Below are 15771 nucleotides of genomic sequence, written 5' to 3' on the forward strand. Positions count from 1 at the left end.
TGGAGAGGATCTCGGATGCGTTGCCGAACACGTGCGGGCTCGATTTTGACGAAGTCCGCGACGCTGGGGGTGGCGTTGCTCCTCGCCGTTCCCGCGGCGGCAGCCGCAGCTCCGGAATCGGGCTCGTCGACGACCGGGTCTGCAACCGGGTCCTCTTCCGAAGACGACGGCCCGAATGTCGACCCGAACAACTTTGCGCGAGAGTGCCCGGACGTTCTGATGCTCGCAGTGTCCGGCGCCACCGACTCGGATGCCGACCGTGATCCGCTGAACGAAGAACCCCGGTCCCCGACGGGCAATTGGGTGGGCAACGTGACGCTCCCCGTCGGCCAGGCCGGCGCGAGCAACCCGGGATCGGTCGGCTGGCTGTACGTTCCGTATCCATCGACGTACGGAGTGGGCCTGGTCTCCGACGTGCCCACGTATCAAGAATCGGTTGCCGCAGGTGTCGCCTCGACCAACCGTCTGCTCGATGAGTACAAGAACAAGTGCGGTGAAGACACCAAGTTCGTGCTCCTCGGCTACAGCGTCGGCGGCGAGGTGGTCGAGCGTGTCGCGATGGAACTCGGACACCGCGCACCCGATGCCCTCGTCACGGGCGAGGACATCGCCGGTGTCGCGCTCCTGGGGGATCCGTACCGACCTGCAGGCGTACCCAATATCGACGAGCCCGGCCCGACACGCGGGGGTTTCCAGTCGCCGGAGGCCAAGGATTACGGCACGCTGAACGACAAGATGACGTGGGCTTGTCGGCCCTACGATCTTGCCTGCGACGCTCCCGCGAACATTCTCGCGCTGCAACTGGCGCTCGGAGTGCTCGGACAGATGCGGCTGACAGTGCTCGACCCCGTCCAGACCGTCGCCGACTTCGCCCGCACCGTGACCTCCATAGCCACCCGTGCGATCGTCGACATCGTCACCCAGAAGGACTGGGTCGGGTCCGAGGAGACGCTGCTCGAAGTGCTTCTCAAGGTTTCCGATCGGACCTATGAGGTCGACGAGGGTAAAGCCCGTGCAGAGCTGACCCCTGAGCGTCTGCGCGAAGACCTCGACTGGGCGATGGGGCCAGGAGCCGAGACGGTGCGTGCGAAAGTACGTGCCGAAGGCGAAGGTCTGGTGGCGAACAACAGGGGGATAGTCGACGTCCTCATCGAGCCGTACATCTTTCTCGGATTCCTCCAGCACCTGTTGTACTGGAACAACAATCCGAATGACGGCCGCGTATGGGAGAGCGAAAAAATTGTCGCCTGGGTGACGGATCTGGCCGAAATCGAACGCGAGAACAAGCGCGCCGGCGATGCATCTCCGGCACCCTCCGAGGTCGAGCCCGACCCGGCTCCGCAGACACTCCCGACGCCCGGAACCCTCACTCGTGACACCGATCTGGGAGCACTGCTCGATTCCTTCGGCGTAGCGCTACCGCAGAACTAGGACAGAGCACGAAAGAGCCCCGCATCGACGAAGAATCGATGCGGGGCTCTTTCGTGCTCTGGATGAAATCAGGCTCCGACGGTCACATCCGCCGAGTGCACGCCTGCACCTTCGGGGGTGATCACCGCGTCACCGTTGCCGGACGAGGACAGTGCACGCAGGGTCCACTTGCCGGGGGCCGCGAAGAACCGGAAGTCTCCGGTTCCCGACGCCACTACCTCTGCTGTGAACTCGCCGGTTCCGTCGAGCAAACGCACGAATGCGCCGCCCACAGGCTCACCGTCGGTGGCAAGAACACGACCGGTGATGACGGTCTCCTTCTCGACATCGACGCCTGCCGGAATCGTTTGGCCTTGAACGGGTGCTCCGCACATGATCAGTGAACCTCCAACTCGATGGGTGCTCCCACGAGGGAGCCGTACTCGACCCAGCTGCCGTCGTAGTTCTTGACGTCGGACTTGCCGAGAAGTTCCTTCAAAACGAACCAGGTGTGGCTCGAACGCTCGCCGATGCGGCAGTAAGCGATGGTCGCCTTGCCCTCGTCGTAGCCCTTTTCTTTGTACAGCGCCTCGAGGGCGTCGTCGTTCTTGAACGTGCCGTCCTCGTTGGCAGTGGTGCTCCACGGGATGTTGATCGCAGAGGGTACGTGTCCACGCTGCTGCGCCTGCTCCTGCGGCAGGTGCGCCGGCGCGAGGATCTTGCCGGAGAACTCGTCGGGGGAGCGAACATCGATGAGGTTCTTGTTGCCGATGGCGTCGATGACCTCGTCGCGGAATGCGCGGATCGACAGGTCGGGCGCTTGTGCCCGGTACTGTGTCGTGTCCCGAGTGACGACATCGCTCGACAGCGGACGACCGTCGAGTTCCCACTTCTTGCGGCCGCCGTCGATGAGCTTGACGTCCTTGTGGCCGTACAGCTTGAAGTACCAGTACGCGTAGGCGGCGAACCAGTTGTTGTTACCGCCGTACAGCACGATGGTGTCGTCGTTGGCGATTCCCTTCGCCGACAGGAGATCTGAGAACTGGTCCTGGCCGAGGAAGTCGCGGCGAACCGGGTCCTGCAGGTCCTTGCGCCAGTCGAGTTTCACTGCGCCTTCGATGTGACCGCCGTCGTAGGCGCTTGCATCTTCGTCGACCTCGACGAAAACGGTCTTCGTGGCGTTCAGGTTCTGCTCGGCCCAGTCGGCAGAGACCAGGACGTCGGAGCGGGCCATGGGTTTCCTTTCGGTGATGGATATCAGAGGGGAGAAATTGTGTCGGTCGGTGATGGATAGGTGGTAGGTGGGTAGGTATGTCAGGCGCGGGCGGTCTGCGATCGCAACCGCGCTACGAGGGGGTAGATCTGGCAGCCGAGGCACACCGCGAAGGCGGCATTGAGGAAGGCCGCGAACAGTGCGAAGCCAGTGGCCACAGCGCCGAGAGTCGGTAGCCCAGCGGCGAAACCGAAGACACCGGTGGCCGCGAACAGGAAGCCGACGAGCTGCGCGAACCTCAGTGGCGGCGTCGGCTCGCGTTCGCCGGCCGGCGACAACCTCGGTGCGAGAAACAGCCCGAACAGTCGGCCGTAGGGGCTGCGCTGTGGGCCGAAGGCGGCACCGATCGCAAAGACCACGGCCTGCGCAGCCAGCAGCACTGCCGCGGCAACAACGGAGAAGGACGACAACAACAGAACTACGACGAGTACGGCGGTGGTGATCCAGGCCGCGAATCGTGGGCCACGGGCATCGACTTGTTCGACCGCGGAATGTAGGTCGGTAGACATCGTGAAGGTGCTCCTGCGCTTGATTGTCGAACGAGTCGGTTGTCTAGGCGGATCCGATGGACGGAACCGGCACATCTGCAGAGGGGTAATGAGAGATCTACCCGTGATCGCCTGAAAAACTTTCCGGAGTGCGCACCAAGGGCACCGGCGGAACGAGGGATCAGCAGCAGCGACAGCAACAACCGCCCAGTCGGCACAGGTCTACCGTGCGACGACTGGTGAGCAACAGCTCATGGCGGGACAACACATCGAACACCCTACCCCGAGAACTTCGACCAGCAGAACTACAGGTCGAGCAACGCGGCCTTCAGGGCGGCCGCTTTCGGCACTCCGGCAATCCGAACGTGCTGGTTCAGCTGTCCGTCGAGAACGAATGTCGTCGGAAGCGACAGGACGCCCAGCTCCCGGGCGAGCGCCTGGTGTTCGTCGATGTCGAGTTCGAGCTCGGTGGGACCGTCCAGTTCGGCGAGTACCTGCCCCACGACGCGTCGCACAGCACTACAGGGGCCACACCAGTCGGCAGAAAAGTGCAGAACCGTGGCGTGCCCAGAGACCGCACCGGCGTCTGCCAGCATGGCGGTCAAGCGAGGGGAGGCTCCCTTCGTGGCCGCGTGCCGTACCTTTCCTGCGCGTGAGGTGAGGACTACGCCGACTACCGATGCGGCAACCAGTACGACAACGAGAATTGTGATTCCGGTCATGGCTTTTCGATCTGGTCCAAGTCGATCGTCACGTTCTCCGCCGAGCCTTCGATCACGATCTGAGAACCCTCGGCATAGACATCGGTGGGAAGCACTCCGAACGGAAGCGTCTGGCGGTCGATCGTCTTCGTGAACAGACCGAGCACAGCAGACTTCGCGAAGTCGGGGATCGTGAAGTCCGCACTGCCCTCAGGGCCGAAGTAGAAATCGGTGGCGACGATGCTCACCCGATCACCATCGAGAATCAAATCTGCCTGGACGCTGACTTCGGTCTCGACCGGTCCGACCGGCACGGTGCCGGTGAGCACGACTCCGCCGTTCGTCGTTTTTCCCGACCCACCCGAACCGCCCGTGCCGTCCGACTTGTCGGCGGGTGGCGCAGAAACCTGCAGGTCGACGATGCCGAGGAAGCGCCCGAGGTCCGTCGCCTCGATGCGCACCCGCCCGTCGAGTTTATCGACGGGAACCGTCTGCACCGACCCGTCGGCCAAGTCCGACAGGGGGATCGACACGCCACGCAGATTGGCTTCGATCGTCGTCGACCCGACGTAGTCGTTGGGGACGTCCTGTGCCCGGACCTCGACATTCTGGTACTTGCCTTCGGCGGCCTGGGTCAGAAAAGGGAAACCGTGGATCGTGACCTGAGGGTCCGAGGTGAGGTCCCCGCCCTCACGAATTGCGCGAGAGACGCGGTACTCGGAGTAGGCCGCAACCCCGAAGTCGATGACGAGGGCGAGTGCCAGCAGACTCACGAGACCGATGATCAGTTTGCGCATGGGGACCATTGTGACCGACGGATCCGGGACTGCGTTGAACGGTGGTCCCCGTGGACAAGTTAGTCTTACCCCCTGAGAAAGCCGTCGGCTTCGCTCCCGAAGACGGCGTCCCGCCGAAAATCGACTCAGTTCGATATCGGCACGACAGCGGTAAGAATAGAGGCTGTGTGGAGCTCCTGCTTCTGACCTCCGATCCGAATCCGGAGGCCGTTCTACCGTCGCTTGCGCTTCTGTCGCACCATGTGCGGCCTGTTCCCACGGAAGTTTCCTCGCTCCTGGAGGCAGGTTCCGCTGATATCGCCCTGGTCGACGCTCGTACCGACTTGGCCGCCGCACGCGGATTGTGCCGGTTGCTGGGCAGTACCGGCTCGGCGATCCCGGTGGTGGCCGTACTCACCGAGGGCGGTCTCGTCGCGGTCAACTCCGAGTGGGGCCTGGACGACATTCTTCTCCCCGGCACCGGACCCGCCGAGCTCGATGCCCGGCTCCGTCTACTCGTCGGACGTTCCGGGGGAGTGGCAAGCCCGGAGGCGTCGGGAAAAATCACTCTCGGTGAACTCGTGATCGACGAGGGCACGTACACCGCACGGTTGCGCGGACGCCCCCTCGATCTGACGTACAAGGAGTTCGAGCTCCTCAAGTATCTGGCTTTGCACGCCGGACGTGTGTTCACGCGTGCTCAGCTGCTCCAGGAGGTATGGGGATACGACTTCTTCGGTGGTACCCGAACCGTGGACGTGCATGTTCGCCGCCTCCGCGCGAAACTCGGCACCGAGTACGAGTCGCTGATCGGTACCGTCCGCAACGTCGGATACAAGGCGGTGCGCCCTTCCCGCACTGCAAAGGGTGGGCCGGTGGCAGCAGGTTACGAAGACGATGGCCATGACGGGGCCGAGTTGACCGCGGTCAACGGCACGACCCACGGAAGTGCGGCTCAGTAGATGACCCTCTCGTTCGAAATCTCCCGACTCGACTCCGCAGCGATGACCTCGGACGTGTCCGAGGCCGTCAAGGCGGTGGTGTCACGTGCCGCCGTCACCGACGGCACTGCGCCCCTGTCGGAACAGGCCGTCAAAGCAATCTCGGCGGACGGTTCGGTGCAGCATCTGGTTGTTTCCGAGGGCACTCGTATTGTCGGCTACGCGGGCATCGCGGCTGGTTCGGCCGAGGCTCCGCCGATGGCTGAAGTCGTCGTGGATCCGGAGTTCCGCGGCCGAGGCGCGGGACGCAGCCTCGTCGACCGTGCACTGTCCGAGGGTGGAGACGGGGCCCGAGTCTGGGCCCACGGAAATCTCGAACCCGCACAGGCGGTCGCCGCTCGACTCGGCCTGACGGTAGCTCGTGAACTGCTGCAAATGCGTCGCTCACTCGCAACGCCGGAACTGCCCGAAGTTGTTGTTCCGGAGAGCATCACGTTGCGCACCTATGAAGGGCCTCGCGATGATGCGGAACTTCTGCGCGTCAACAGTGCAGCGTTTGCCTGGCATCCCGAACAAGGTGGCTGGACCGCGAAGGACATCGACGAACGCCGCGACGAAGAATGGTTCGACCCGGCCGGGGTGTTCCTTGCTTTCGAAGAAGGCACCGACCATCTGCTCGGCTTCCATTGGACGAAAGTGCACGAAGCCGAGGCAGGCGAAGACGAGATCGGCGAGGTCTACGTCGTCGGTATCGACCCGGCGTCTCAGGGGCGTGGTCTCGGCCGGGTTCTGACCCTCGCAGGCCTGCACTATCTGCGCGACCGACAGCTTGCCGAAGTGCTGCTCTACGTCGAGGCGGACAACACCGCTGCTGTGCACACCTACGAACGCCTCGGTTTCTCGCGATTCCACGTCGACGCGGCGTACACGCGTCCGTAAACGGACAATTGCCCACTCTGTTCATTCTCCGTTCATTGTTTCGGGGGTAGCTGTCAACCGGCTCCCTCTACGTTTTGCTGTGGGTAGCGCCGACGCTGCCCTATCAGCGACAACGGCAACAAGAATCCTCGGAGGAAACGGTGAATCTCAAGCGCAATGCTGCTTTGATCAGCGCAGCGGCAATCAGTGCCATGCTGCTGACCGCGTGCGGCAGCGACTCGAACATCGAAGCGGCATCGGGGACCACGGCCGCAACATGTGAGGGCAAGTCACCGCTGACCGGTGAAGGATCCTCTGCTCAGCAGAACGCGATGTACAACTTCACGTCCGTCTACGCGGGCATGTGCTCCGGCAAAGCCGTCGAATACACGACGAGTGGTTCGGGCAACGGACGTACCCAGTTCGTGGCCGGCCTCGTCGACTTCGCAGGCTCGGACTCGGCCATCAAGGAAGAGCAGGCTGCCGCAGCCGCCGAACGCTGCCAGGGCAACCCCGCTTGGAATCTCCCACTCGTCTTCGGCCCGGTTGCCATCGCGTACAACCTCGACGGTGTCGACAACTTGGTGGTCACCCCCGAGCTCGCGGCCCGGATCTTCACCGGTCAGATCACCACCTGGAACGACCCGGCGATCGCCGCTGTCAACGAAGGCGTCTCGCTACCGTCCACGGCGATCATTCCGGTGTATCGGTCGGACTCCTCGGGCACCAGCGACAACTTTCAGCGGTTCCTCTCCGCGTCTGCTCCGCAGGCGTGGACACTCGATCACAGCTCGGACTGGGCCGGTGGCGTCGGCGAAGGCGCGAACGGTTCGTCCGGGGTCGCGCAGGCGGTCGCTGCGACCCCCGGCTCGATCACGTACGTCGAGAAGGGCTTCGCGGAACAGGAGAACCTCGGCACCGCCGACGTCGACTTCGGGAACGGACCGGTCGAACTGAGCAGCGAGACCGCGGGTACGGCAATCGATACCGCTGAGTTCTCCGGCGAGGGTAACGACCTCGTCATCGACATCGACGCCCTCTACGCGAGCGACGTCGAAAATTCCTACCCCCTCGTTCTTGCCACCTACGAAATCGTGTGCTCGAAAGGCTACGACGCCGACACCAGTGCAGCGGTCAAGTCCTTCCTGCTCAGCGCGGCCAACGAGGGCCAGCAGGGTCTCGAACAAGCCGGCTACGTCCCGCTGCCCGAGTCCTTCAAAGAGCGTTTGGTCACTGCGATCGACGCGATCGCCTGATTCAATGAGACGAGAACCTGTGTCGATGCCGTGGATGAATCTCCTCGGCATCGGGCAGGACCCGTCCTCGACCACCACACGAGAGACGTGAGCGGTATGAGAGACACCCACTCGATCACCGGCGTTACGTCCGCGGATGACACCACCGCGACCGGGGCGCCCCGGAACACGGAAGAGTCCATTCAATTGCCGGACAAGAAGGTCAAGGGCGGTACCGTCACTCGCCCTGGTGACCGCATCTTCGCCACCCTCGCCAAGGGCTCGGGTGTCTTCATCATCGTGCTCATCGCCGCCATCGGACTGTTCCTGCTGTGGCGGGCGATTCCGGCGCTGCAGAACAACACGGTCAACTTCCTGACGTACAACGGAAGTTGGAGTACCTCGGACACCTCGGCCATGGTCTTCGGTATCCGGGACCTGCTCCTGGTGACCGCGACCGTGTCGATCTTCGCGTTGATCCTGGCGATGCCGGTCGCGCTCGGTATCGCCGTCTATCTCACCAACTACGCCCCGAAGAAAGTGGCGGGCCCGTTGGGTTACGTCATCGATCTGCTTGCTGCGGTTCCGTCGATCGTCTTCGGGCTCTGGGGCCTGTACGTGTTGGCGCCGGCCATCAGCCCGCTCGCCGAATGGCTCAACACCAACCTCGCCTGGTTTCCGCTCTTCGCCACCGGGTCGGTATCGATCGCCGGTGGAGGCACCATCTTCACCGCCGGGATCGTCCTCGCCGTCATGATCCTCCCGATCATCGCGGCAGTGACACGTGAAGTCTTCGTCCAGACGCCGAAGGGGCAGATCGAAGCGGCCCTCGCGCTCGGCGCAACCCGATGGGAAGTCGTCCGGACCACCGTCATTCCATTCGGAAAGTCTGGATTCGTCAGTGGTTCGATGCTCGGGCTCGGGCGCGCACTCGGCGAGACCATCGCGCTGTACATCATCATTCGCAGCACACAAGCGACCTTCGGATGGACACTCTTCGACGGCGGAAATACCTTCGCGACAAAGATTGCGCTCGCGGCAGGGGAGTTCAACAACCAGCTCCAGGCGGGTGCCTATATCGCGGCGGGCCTCGTTCTCTTCGTGCTCACCTTCGTCGTCAACGCGGGCGCTCGCGCCGCCATCGCCGGAAAGAAGGCCTAGGCCATGACCGCAACGCTGGATCGTCCGGTCAAGGAAAAGACCTTCAAGGGCGTCAGTGCTCGACGTAAGTTCGCCAACGGATTCGCGACCGTGCTGGTCAGTCTGGCCGTACTGGTCGCGCTGGTTCCGCTCATCTGGGTTCTCTACACGGTGATCTCGCGCGGCATCAGTGCAGTGGTGGCACCCGAATGGTGGATGAACTCGCAAGCAGGCCTCACCCCGTTCATCGCTGGTGGCGGCGCCTATCACGCCATTGTCGGGACGCTGATGCAGGGATTGTTCTGCGCGTTGATTTCGATTCCGATCGGTGTCTTCGTCGCCATCTACCTCGTCGAATACGGTGTCGGAACACGCCTCGCCAAGATCACTACGTTCATGGTCGACATTCTGACCGGTGTCCCGTCCATCGTCGCCGCACTGTTCATCTACACACTGTGGATCGCCACCTTCGGCTTCGACCGGTCCGGCATCGCCGTCGCGCTTGCCTTGGTCCTGTTGATGATCCCGGTCATCGTGCGGTCGTCGGAGGAGATGCTGCGCATCGTTCCGCAGGATCTGCGCGAGGCGTCGTACGCACTAGGTGTGCCGAAATGGAAGACCATCGCGAAGATCGTCGTTCCGACGGCACTGTCCGGCATCGTCACCGGCATCATGCTCGCGCTCGCCCGCGTCATGGGTGAGACCGCGCCGGTGCTGATCCTGGTCGGTTCCGCTACCGCGATCAACTTCAATCTGTTCGAGGGGCCGCAGACCTCCCTGCCTCTCATGATGGTCGACCTGCAGAAAGCCGGAACCGGCGCACTCACCAGCGAGCGCATGTGGGGAGCAGCACTGACGCTGATCCTGATCATTGCTTTGCTCAACATCGGCGCGAAGTTGGTCTCCAAGTTCTTCGCACCCAAGAACTTCTGATCACTGCGCCACCCACGAATCTCCCCGCTCGAGAAACCCAGGAGCCGATCATGGCAAAACGTCTCGACCTGAAAGACGTCAACATCTTCTACGGCAAGTTCCAAGCCGTCGCAGGTGTCACCCTCGCGGTTCCTCCGCGTGGCGTGACTGCCTTCATCGGGCCCTCCGGTTGCGGCAAATCCACAGTGCTGCGTTCGCTCAACCGCATGCACGAGGTCACCCCGGGCGCGCGCGTAGAAGGATCAGTGCTGCTCGACGGCGAGGACATCTACGGCTCCGGCGTGGACCCTGTCGGTGTCCGTCGTACCATCGGCATGGTCTTCCAGCGCCCCAACCCGTTCCCGACGATGTCGATCCGGGACAACGTCGTCGCGGGCCTGAAGCTGCAGGGCGGACGGAACAAGAAAGAACTCGACGAGATCGCCGAGCGCTCCCTCAAAGGCGCGAATCTCTGGAACGAGGTCAAAGACCGCCTCGACAAGCCCGGTGGTGGTCTTTCCGGTGGCCAGCAACAGCGGCTGTGCATTGCCCGTGCCATTGCAGTGCAGCCCGACGTCCTCCTCATGGACGAGCCGTGCTCGGCGCTGGACCCGATCTCGACGCTCGCCATCGAAGACCTCATCGGTGAGCTGAAGAAGGACTTCACGATCGTCATCGTCACGCACAACATGCAGCAGGCCGCACGCGTGAGCGATCAGACCGGTTTCTTCAACCTCGAGGCGACCGGTAAGCCAGGCAAGCTCATCGAGATCGACGACACCGAGAAGATCTTTTCCAATCCCACCCAGAAGGCCACCGAGGACTACATCTCCGGTCGCTTCGGCTAGGGAAAGTACAGGAAAAGAACCCCCGAACGCTCAGCGTTCGGGGGTTCTTCTTGTGCGCGTTCGGTACGAGCGAAGAGTCAGCTGCTGGGCAGGTGCGTGCTGCTCAATTCGGTCGGCATCTCACCGGTGGCGAGGAAGATGACTCGGCGTCCGACCTCGACTGCATGGTCTGCGAAGCGCTCGTAGAACCGCCCGAGAAGGGTGACGTCTACAGCCGCAGCGACGCCGTGACTCCATTCACGATCCATCAGCACCGTGAACAGGTGACGATGGAGGTCGTCCATCGCCTCGTCCTCCTCGTGGAGCTTGGCGGCGCGTTCGGGATCGCGGGTCTCGAGAACCTCGCGCGCAGATGCTCCGAGTTGGACGGCGATTCGACCCATTTCGGCGAAGTAGCCGTTGACCTCCTCGGGGAGGGCGTTGTTGGGGTGACGACGCCGGGTGATCTTGGCGACGTGCAGGGCGAGCGCCCCCATCCGCTCGATGTCGGCGACGATCTGGATTCCCGATACGACCGAGCGGAGATCCCCCGCAACCGGAGCTTGGAGCGCGAGGAGGGTGAAGGCCCTCTCCTCGGCAATGGTGCTCAGTTCGGAGATCTTGTCGTGATCGGAGATTACCTGCTCGGCGAGGAGCAAGTCTGCTTGAAGTAGTGACTGAGTTGCCTTCTCCATCGCAGAGCCGGCCAGTGTGGCCATCTGTCCGAGGATATCGGCAAGGTCGTTCATCTGTTCTTTGTAGGCGACGCGCATACCTGTGAGTTTAGTAGGTCACACCCATATGGTCACCGTCGAGCGGGTGAACGGAGCGTGAATGGCTCGCTCAGGCGCAGGTATCGTCGGCTGCATTCGTGAACGACAGATCCTCGGGCAATGGCGCGCCTTCGGTCGAACCCTGAACTCGAGTGGCCTCGATCGGCTCACCGAACGCCGTCGGTGCAGTGGAGTACCCGGGATAGTCCGAGCCGAGTACGACCTCGACGATGCTGTCGAGCCCCTGCGCTTGCTCGATGACTGCCCCGGGGATCGCCGACGCCACCGTGGCGGCCTCGGATTCCTGGCCCTCCGAGAAGCGGACGACGGTCTGCTTGGCTGTTCCGACGAAGTTACCGACATCGAGAATCTGGAAACCATAGGTGGACAGTTCGCTGGACGCAGTGGCCGCCATCCCCACCATCTCGGAAGCATTGGAGACCTGGATCGAGACGGTCGTCGGATCGACTGCCAGCAGCGGCGCTGTCGGTTGAATCGACGGCTCCGCGCTGGGCGGCGGGTCTCGACGTTCTTCGCCGGGCAACGGCTCGTCGTTGATGATGGCACTGAAGATCACGGCAATGGCATCGTCGATCGGGATCTCGTTGCCCCAGTCGTTGGTACCCGAAGTGGGGATCGTCAGGAAGGTGACCGCTCCCGCGTCGACGTTCTGCAGGGAACGGCCGAGAGTGACAAGGTCTTTGGTCTTCACGTTCTCGACGAAGGTGTCGCTGGTGAAGGCATTGACGAAACCGTTGAGCTTGCCTGGGTCGAGCAGGACCTTGTTCGAGAGCGCAGAGCGCAGTAGGGAGGACAGGAACCGCTGTTGACGCTTGATACGCCCGTAGTCGCCGTTGCCCTCGCTTTCGACGTTGCGTGCTCGTACGTAGTTCAACGCCGTGCGGCCGTCGATACGTTGCTCCCCAGCGGTCTCCAGCACGGTGCCGAGTTCATAGTCGACCAGGGGCTGCGGCGTGCAGACTTCGACGCCACCCACTTCGTCCACCATCGATTCGAATCCGGCGAAGTCCATACCGACGAAGTGGCTGATCTTCAAACCGGAGATCTTCTGGATCGTCTTGACGAGGCACTTGGGCCCGCCGAGCGCATAAGTGGCGTTGAGCTTGTCGCCGTCCGCGGACGGGTACATCTCGCCGGTGTACGTGTTGGTGGAATTGTCGAAGCCCTCGCATTCAGGGCGAACAACGTCGAGGTCGCGTGGGAACGAGACTGCGACGACACGGCTTCGATCTGCAGGAATGTTGACCAGCATGACGGTATCCGAGCGGGCGCCTTCGGCATCGGCCACCGTGCCTGCGCCGACCTGGCCGCTGGCACCGGTACGAGTATCCGTACCGACGATCAGATAAGTCTCGTCACCATATTGACCGGCGGCGTCCACGACGTCCGTCGAATCCAGGTCCAGGGCGGCGACCTGTGCAAAGCCTTTGTCGGTGCTACGAAGGTATCCCCAGACCATTCCGGTGAGAGCAAGCGCGAGAACGGCGACGAGGGAAACGAATCCGCGGCCGATATTGCGGAGGCGCTTTTGCCGGCGAACCTTGCTCATGGCCAATCGAGTCAGGACCGGCCGATCATCGGCGGGGGTGCCGACGGCTTCGGGCAGCGCGACAACCGGGGGTGGGCTCACCGGCGACGGCGTCGAGTCCGTGATCGGGTCGATCTTTTCCGTGGGGTCATCGACCTCGGGCCGGCTGGGCCACGCGCGAACGGACGGCGTCTCGGCGAGTGGATCGTCGTCGGCCATCTTGTCCACGAGGTCGGCGACCGATACCGAGTCGGATTTTCGAGAGGAACGCTTACCTAGTCGGTTGAATTTGCCGCTAGGGGTTTCGCTGTCCGCGGATTTGGCGGTCGGCTCGGGCACCTTGCGGCGGGAGGCGGGCGGTGAGGATGCGGGCGGTGAGGATGCGGGCGGTGAGGATGCGGGGGTTGAGGATGCGGGCGGCACCGGCGCGCTACTCGGTGACCGAGGCTCGTGTGAGATTCGGGAGATCGGACGCTCCCAGGGAGCTCGTCCTTCGGGCGCAGGTGGGCTCGAGTCTCGATCGTCACCCACGAATGTGAACCTGGCCTTCCGCGTATCTCTCTTGCCGCCGAGTCGGGCGATCCCCGCAATGATACTGAGGAAACCTGTGGGGTCCACCCCGACCGATCCTCGCGGTCGTGACCTCGGTCAGCCGCCGGAATTCATCAAATCTGCTCCGACCGGCACTCGATCGTCCTCGGGGTCATCGAGCCACCCCTCGGGCAGTGACACAACGCCGGGCGAACCTTGTCTGCCACGTGGGCCTTCGGCATCTTTCGGGAATGCCACCGTCGTGTCGAGTTGGCCGAGCAGATCGTCCAATTCGGTCAAGGTCTTCACCAGTGCCATCGCCACGCGCAGATCGGATCCGGCTGGGAAACCACGCAGGTACCACGAGACATGCTTGCGCAGTTCACGAAGACCCTTGTTCTCGCCATGGTGTGCAGCCAGAAGCTCGGCATGGCGGCGAATGATGACGGCGACCTCGCCGAGCGTCGGGGGTGTGGGCTCCGCGCGCCCCGCGAAGCGTGCACTGAGTTCGGCGAACAGCCACGGACGTCCCAGACATCCTCGACCGACGACGACTCCGTCGCAACCGGTTTCGGCCATCATGCGAACGGCGTCCGACGCCGAAAAGATATCGCCGTTGCCGAGAATGGGGACATCGGTGACGTGCTCCTTCAACCGAGCGATCTCACTCCAGTCGGCTGTTCCCGAATAACGCTGCGAGGCCGTGCGCGCGTGCAGCGCCACGGCTGCCGCACCTTCGCCTGCCGCGATTCGGCCGGCGTCGAGGTGTGTGTGATGTTCCTCGTCGATACCGACGCGGAACTTGACCGTCACCGGAATCGACGTTCCTTCTGTCGCTTTCACCGCGGCCGCGACGATGCGTCCGAACAGCTTGCGTTTGTAGGGGAGCGCGGCGCCGCCGCCTTTCCGCGTCACCTTCGGGACCGGGCAACCGAAGTTCAGGTCGATGTGGTCGGCGAGGTTGTCATCGACGATCATCTTCGCCGCGGCGTAAGTCGTGTCCGGATCCACGGTGTAGAGCTGCAGTGACCGCGGGGTTTCGGTCGGACCGAAGGTAGTCATGTGCATCGTGGCGGGCTGGCGCTCGACGAGCGCACGAGCAGTGACCATCTCGCAGACATACAGGCCCGACGTACTGCCGGCGCGCGCTATCTCCTGCTCTCGGCACAATGTGCGGAACGCCACATTGGTCACACCTGCCATCGGAGCGAGGACAACGGGACTGTTCAGCTCGAGCGAGCCGATCTGCAATGTCATGGGAGAAGCCTCTTGAATCTGTGGACGGGAGAAATGCCGTGTGCCCGGCACCGATACCGGTACCGGGCACACGGAATCTCAGTTCAGGAGGCGCGAGCCTCTGCTTTGGCGGCTTCGCGTGCGAGGGAACGATCACGCATTTCCTCGAACTTGGTGGCCTGACGCTCGAGGTCTTCGAGGAACACGGCCAGCTCTTCACGCTTGGATTCCCCGACGCCGGTGAAGTCCTCACGTTCGAAGATCTGCCACTTCCGCAGCACCGGCCACACCACGTCCTCGAGGTGCTGACGCAGATCGTAGATACCGTGCTTGGCCATCAACACACCGTTACGGCGGAAGTTCGGCATCCCGGCACCGGGCATCTGGAAGTTCATCACGATATGCGAAATCGCTTCCAACGTCTGATCCGGCGCGATGTCGAGAGCGGCAGCGGTGACGTTGCGGTAGAACATCATGTGCAGGTTCTCATCCGCGGCGATGCGCTGGAGCATCCGGTCGGCGATCGGGTCGTCGCACACCTTGCCGGTGTTGCGATGCGAGACGCGCGTGGCGAGTTCCTGGAAGGTGACGTACGAGACCGAATGCAACAGTCCGGTCTGTGCGCCCGCCGGTGAGGCGAAACCGTTGGTCATGTGAATCATCCGGGCCTGTTCGAGCGCGACCGGATCGACACCGCGGGTGACCACCAGGTAGTCACGCATGACGATGCCGTGCCGGTTCTCCTCCGCGGTCCACCGTCCCACCCAGGTGCCCCAGGCGCCGTCCTGCGAAAAGTTTTCGGCGATCTCGCGGTGGTACGAGGGCAGATTGTCCTCGGTGAGCAGGTTGGTGATCATCGCTGCTCGCGCTACCTCGGAGAGTGTGCTCTGCTCCGGTTCGTAGTCCACCCCACCGAGTGCAGCGAAGTTGCGGCCTTCGTCCCACGGCACGTAATCGTGCGGGTGCCACTCCTTCGCCATCGACATGTGGCGGTTCACGTTGTCTTCCGCAACAGGAACCAGCTCGTGTAGCAGCTCCAGCTGTGTCAGATCCCTCGCCAT

General features: G+C 63.0%; 16 protein-coding genes. 7 read left to right on the forward strand and 9 right to left on the reverse strand.

The window, feature by feature from the left end:
- Window positions 1-15: 15 nt before the first annotated feature.
- Complete coding sequence (locus tag BJD99_RS12105; protein ID WP_084347085.1) at window positions 16-1431, forward strand: cutinase family protein; 1416 nt, start codon at window positions 16-18, stop codon at window positions 1429-1431.
- A 68-nt stretch (window positions 1432-1499) separates the two neighbouring features.
- On the opposite strand, the gene BJD99_RS12110 is transcribed toward BJD99_RS12105, so the two are convergent.
- The 5 genes from BJD99_RS12110 to BJD99_RS12130 form a co-directional block, all read right to left on the reverse strand.
- A complete protein-coding gene (locus BJD99_RS12110) occupies window positions 1500-1805 on the reverse strand; it encodes a DUF1416 domain-containing protein (RefSeq protein ID WP_084347086.1) in 306 nt (101 codons plus the stop codon).
- 2 nt (window positions 1806-1807) lie between these two features.
- Window positions 1808-2644, reverse strand: a complete 837-nt coding sequence (locus BJD99_RS12115; RefSeq protein WP_084347087.1) for a sulfurtransferase — start codon at window positions 2642-2644, stop codon at window positions 1808-1810.
- A gap of 80 nt (window positions 2645-2724) precedes the next feature.
- Window positions 2725-3192, reverse strand: coding sequence for a DUF4395 domain-containing protein (locus BJD99_RS12120; protein WP_084347088.1), 468 nt, complete (start codon window positions 3190-3192; stop codon window positions 2725-2727).
- Window positions 3193-3476: 284 nt separating this feature from the next.
- Window positions 3477-3893: a co-chaperone YbbN gene (locus tag BJD99_RS12125; RefSeq protein WP_084347089.1), complete on the reverse strand. Its 417-nt coding sequence runs from the start codon at window positions 3891-3893 to the stop codon at window positions 3477-3479.
- Window positions 3890-4669, reverse strand: a complete 780-nt coding sequence (locus BJD99_RS12130; RefSeq protein ID WP_179142307.1) for an LmeA family phospholipid-binding protein — start codon at window positions 4667-4669, stop codon at window positions 3890-3892. The genes BJD99_RS12125 and BJD99_RS12130 overlap by 4 nt, the downstream gene beginning before the upstream one ends.
- Before the next feature lie 167 nt (window positions 4670-4836).
- Here BJD99_RS12130 and BJD99_RS12135 point away from each other — a divergent pair, with 167 nt between their 5' ends.
- The 6 genes from BJD99_RS12135 (at window position 4837) to pstB (ending at window position 10642) form a co-directional block, all read left to right on the forward strand.
- The gene (locus BJD99_RS12135) at window positions 4837-5610 is read left to right on the forward strand and encodes a response regulator transcription factor (protein ID WP_084347091.1); all 774 of its coding nucleotides are present in this window, start codon (window positions 4837-4839) and stop codon (window positions 5608-5610) included.
- Entirely contained in the window at window positions 5611-6528 is a 918-nt protein-coding gene (gene mshD, locus BJD99_RS12140; protein ID WP_084347092.1) for a mycothiol synthase, read from the forward strand. It abuts the gene before it with no gap.
- A 140-nt stretch (window positions 6529-6668) separates the two neighbouring features.
- Window positions 6669-7763: a phosphate ABC transporter substrate-binding protein PstS gene (pstS, locus tag BJD99_RS12145; protein WP_084347093.1), complete on the forward strand. Its 1095-nt coding sequence runs from the start codon at window positions 6669-6671 to the stop codon at window positions 7761-7763.
- 96 nt (window positions 7764-7859) lie between these two features.
- Window positions 7860-8903 carry a phosphate ABC transporter permease subunit PstC gene (gene pstC, locus BJD99_RS12150; RefSeq protein ID WP_084347094.1) on the forward strand — a complete coding sequence of 348 codons (1044 nt, stop codon included), beginning with the start codon at window positions 7860-7862 and terminating at the stop codon, window positions 8901-8903.
- Window positions 8904-8906: 3 nt separating this feature from the next.
- Complete coding sequence (pstA, locus tag BJD99_RS12155) at window positions 8907-9815, forward strand: phosphate ABC transporter permease PstA (RefSeq protein ID WP_084347095.1); 909 nt, start codon at window positions 8907-8909, stop codon at window positions 9813-9815.
- A 50-nt stretch (window positions 9816-9865) separates the two neighbouring features.
- Complete coding sequence (gene pstB, locus BJD99_RS12160; protein WP_084347096.1) at window positions 9866-10642, forward strand: phosphate ABC transporter ATP-binding protein PstB; 777 nt, start codon at window positions 9866-9868, stop codon at window positions 10640-10642.
- Between the two features lie 77 nt (window positions 10643-10719).
- Here pstB and phoU read toward each other — a convergent pair whose 3' ends face one another.
- The 4 genes from phoU to BJD99_RS12180 form a co-directional block, all read right to left on the reverse strand.
- Window positions 10720-11394 carry a phosphate signaling complex protein PhoU gene (gene phoU / locus BJD99_RS12165; RefSeq protein WP_084347097.1) on the reverse strand — a complete coding sequence of 225 codons (675 nt, stop codon included), beginning with the start codon at window positions 11392-11394 and terminating at the stop codon, window positions 10720-10722.
- 70 nt (window positions 11395-11464) lie between these two features.
- Window positions 11465-13474: an LCP family protein gene (locus BJD99_RS12170; protein ID WP_084347122.1), complete on the reverse strand. Its 2010-nt coding sequence runs from the start codon at window positions 13472-13474 to the stop codon at window positions 11465-11467.
- A gap of 117 nt (window positions 13475-13591) precedes the next feature.
- Window positions 13592-14731 carry a tRNA dihydrouridine synthase DusB gene (gene dusB / locus BJD99_RS12175; RefSeq protein WP_084347098.1) on the reverse strand — a complete coding sequence of 380 codons (1140 nt, stop codon included), beginning with the start codon at window positions 14729-14731 and terminating at the stop codon, window positions 13592-13594.
- Window positions 14732-14814: 83 nt separating this feature from the next.
- Window positions 14815-15771, reverse strand: a 957-nt coding sequence (locus BJD99_RS12180) for an acyl-ACP desaturase (protein ID WP_084347099.1), incomplete at its 5' end; no start/stop codon positions are given.

Source organism: Rhodococcus sp. 1163, assembly GCF_002091985.1.
GTDB lineage: Bacteria > Actinomycetota > Actinomycetes > Mycobacteriales > Mycobacteriaceae > Rhodococcoides.

Coding starts and splice junctions, on each gene's coding strand:
- BJD99_RS12125 (WP_084347089.1), bottom strand. CDS start 3,893: ATGACCGGAATCACAATTCTCGTTGTCGTACTGGTTGCCGCATCGGTA.
- phoU (WP_084347097.1), bottom strand. CDS start 11,394: ATGCGCGTCGCCTACAAAGAACAGATGAACGACCTTGCCGATATCCTC.
- BJD99_RS12115 (WP_084347087.1), bottom strand. CDS start 2,644: ATGGCCCGCTCCGACGTCCTGGTCTCTGCCGACTGGGCCGAGCAGAAC.
- BJD99_RS12120 (WP_084347088.1), bottom strand. CDS start 3,192: ATGTCTACCGACCTACATTCCGCGGTCGAACAAGTCGATGCCCGTGGC.
- pstA (WP_084347095.1), top strand. CDS start 8,907: ATGACCGCAACGCTGGATCGTCCGGTCAAGGAAAAGACCTTCAAGGGC.
- pstB (WP_084347096.1), top strand. CDS start 9,866: ATGGCAAAACGTCTCGACCTGAAAGACGTCAACATCTTCTACGGCAAG.
- BJD99_RS12110 (WP_084347086.1), bottom strand. CDS start 1,805: ATGTGCGGAGCACCCGTTCAAGGCCAAACGATTCCGGCAGGCGTCGAT.
- dusB (WP_084347098.1), bottom strand. CDS start 14,731: ATGACATTGCAGATCGGCTCGCTCGAGCTGAACAGTCCCGTTGTCCTC.
- BJD99_RS12105 (WP_084347085.1), top strand. CDS start 16: ATGCGTTGCCGAACACGTGCGGGCTCGATTTTGACGAAGTCCGCGACG.
- BJD99_RS12130 (WP_179142307.1), bottom strand. CDS start 4,669: ATGCGCAAACTGATCATCGGTCTCGTGAGTCTGCTGGCACTCGCCCTC.
- mshD (WP_084347092.1), top strand. CDS start 5,611: ATGACCCTCTCGTTCGAAATCTCCCGACTCGACTCCGCAGCGATGACC.
- pstC (WP_084347094.1), top strand. CDS start 7,860: ATGAGAGACACCCACTCGATCACCGGCGTTACGTCCGCGGATGACACC.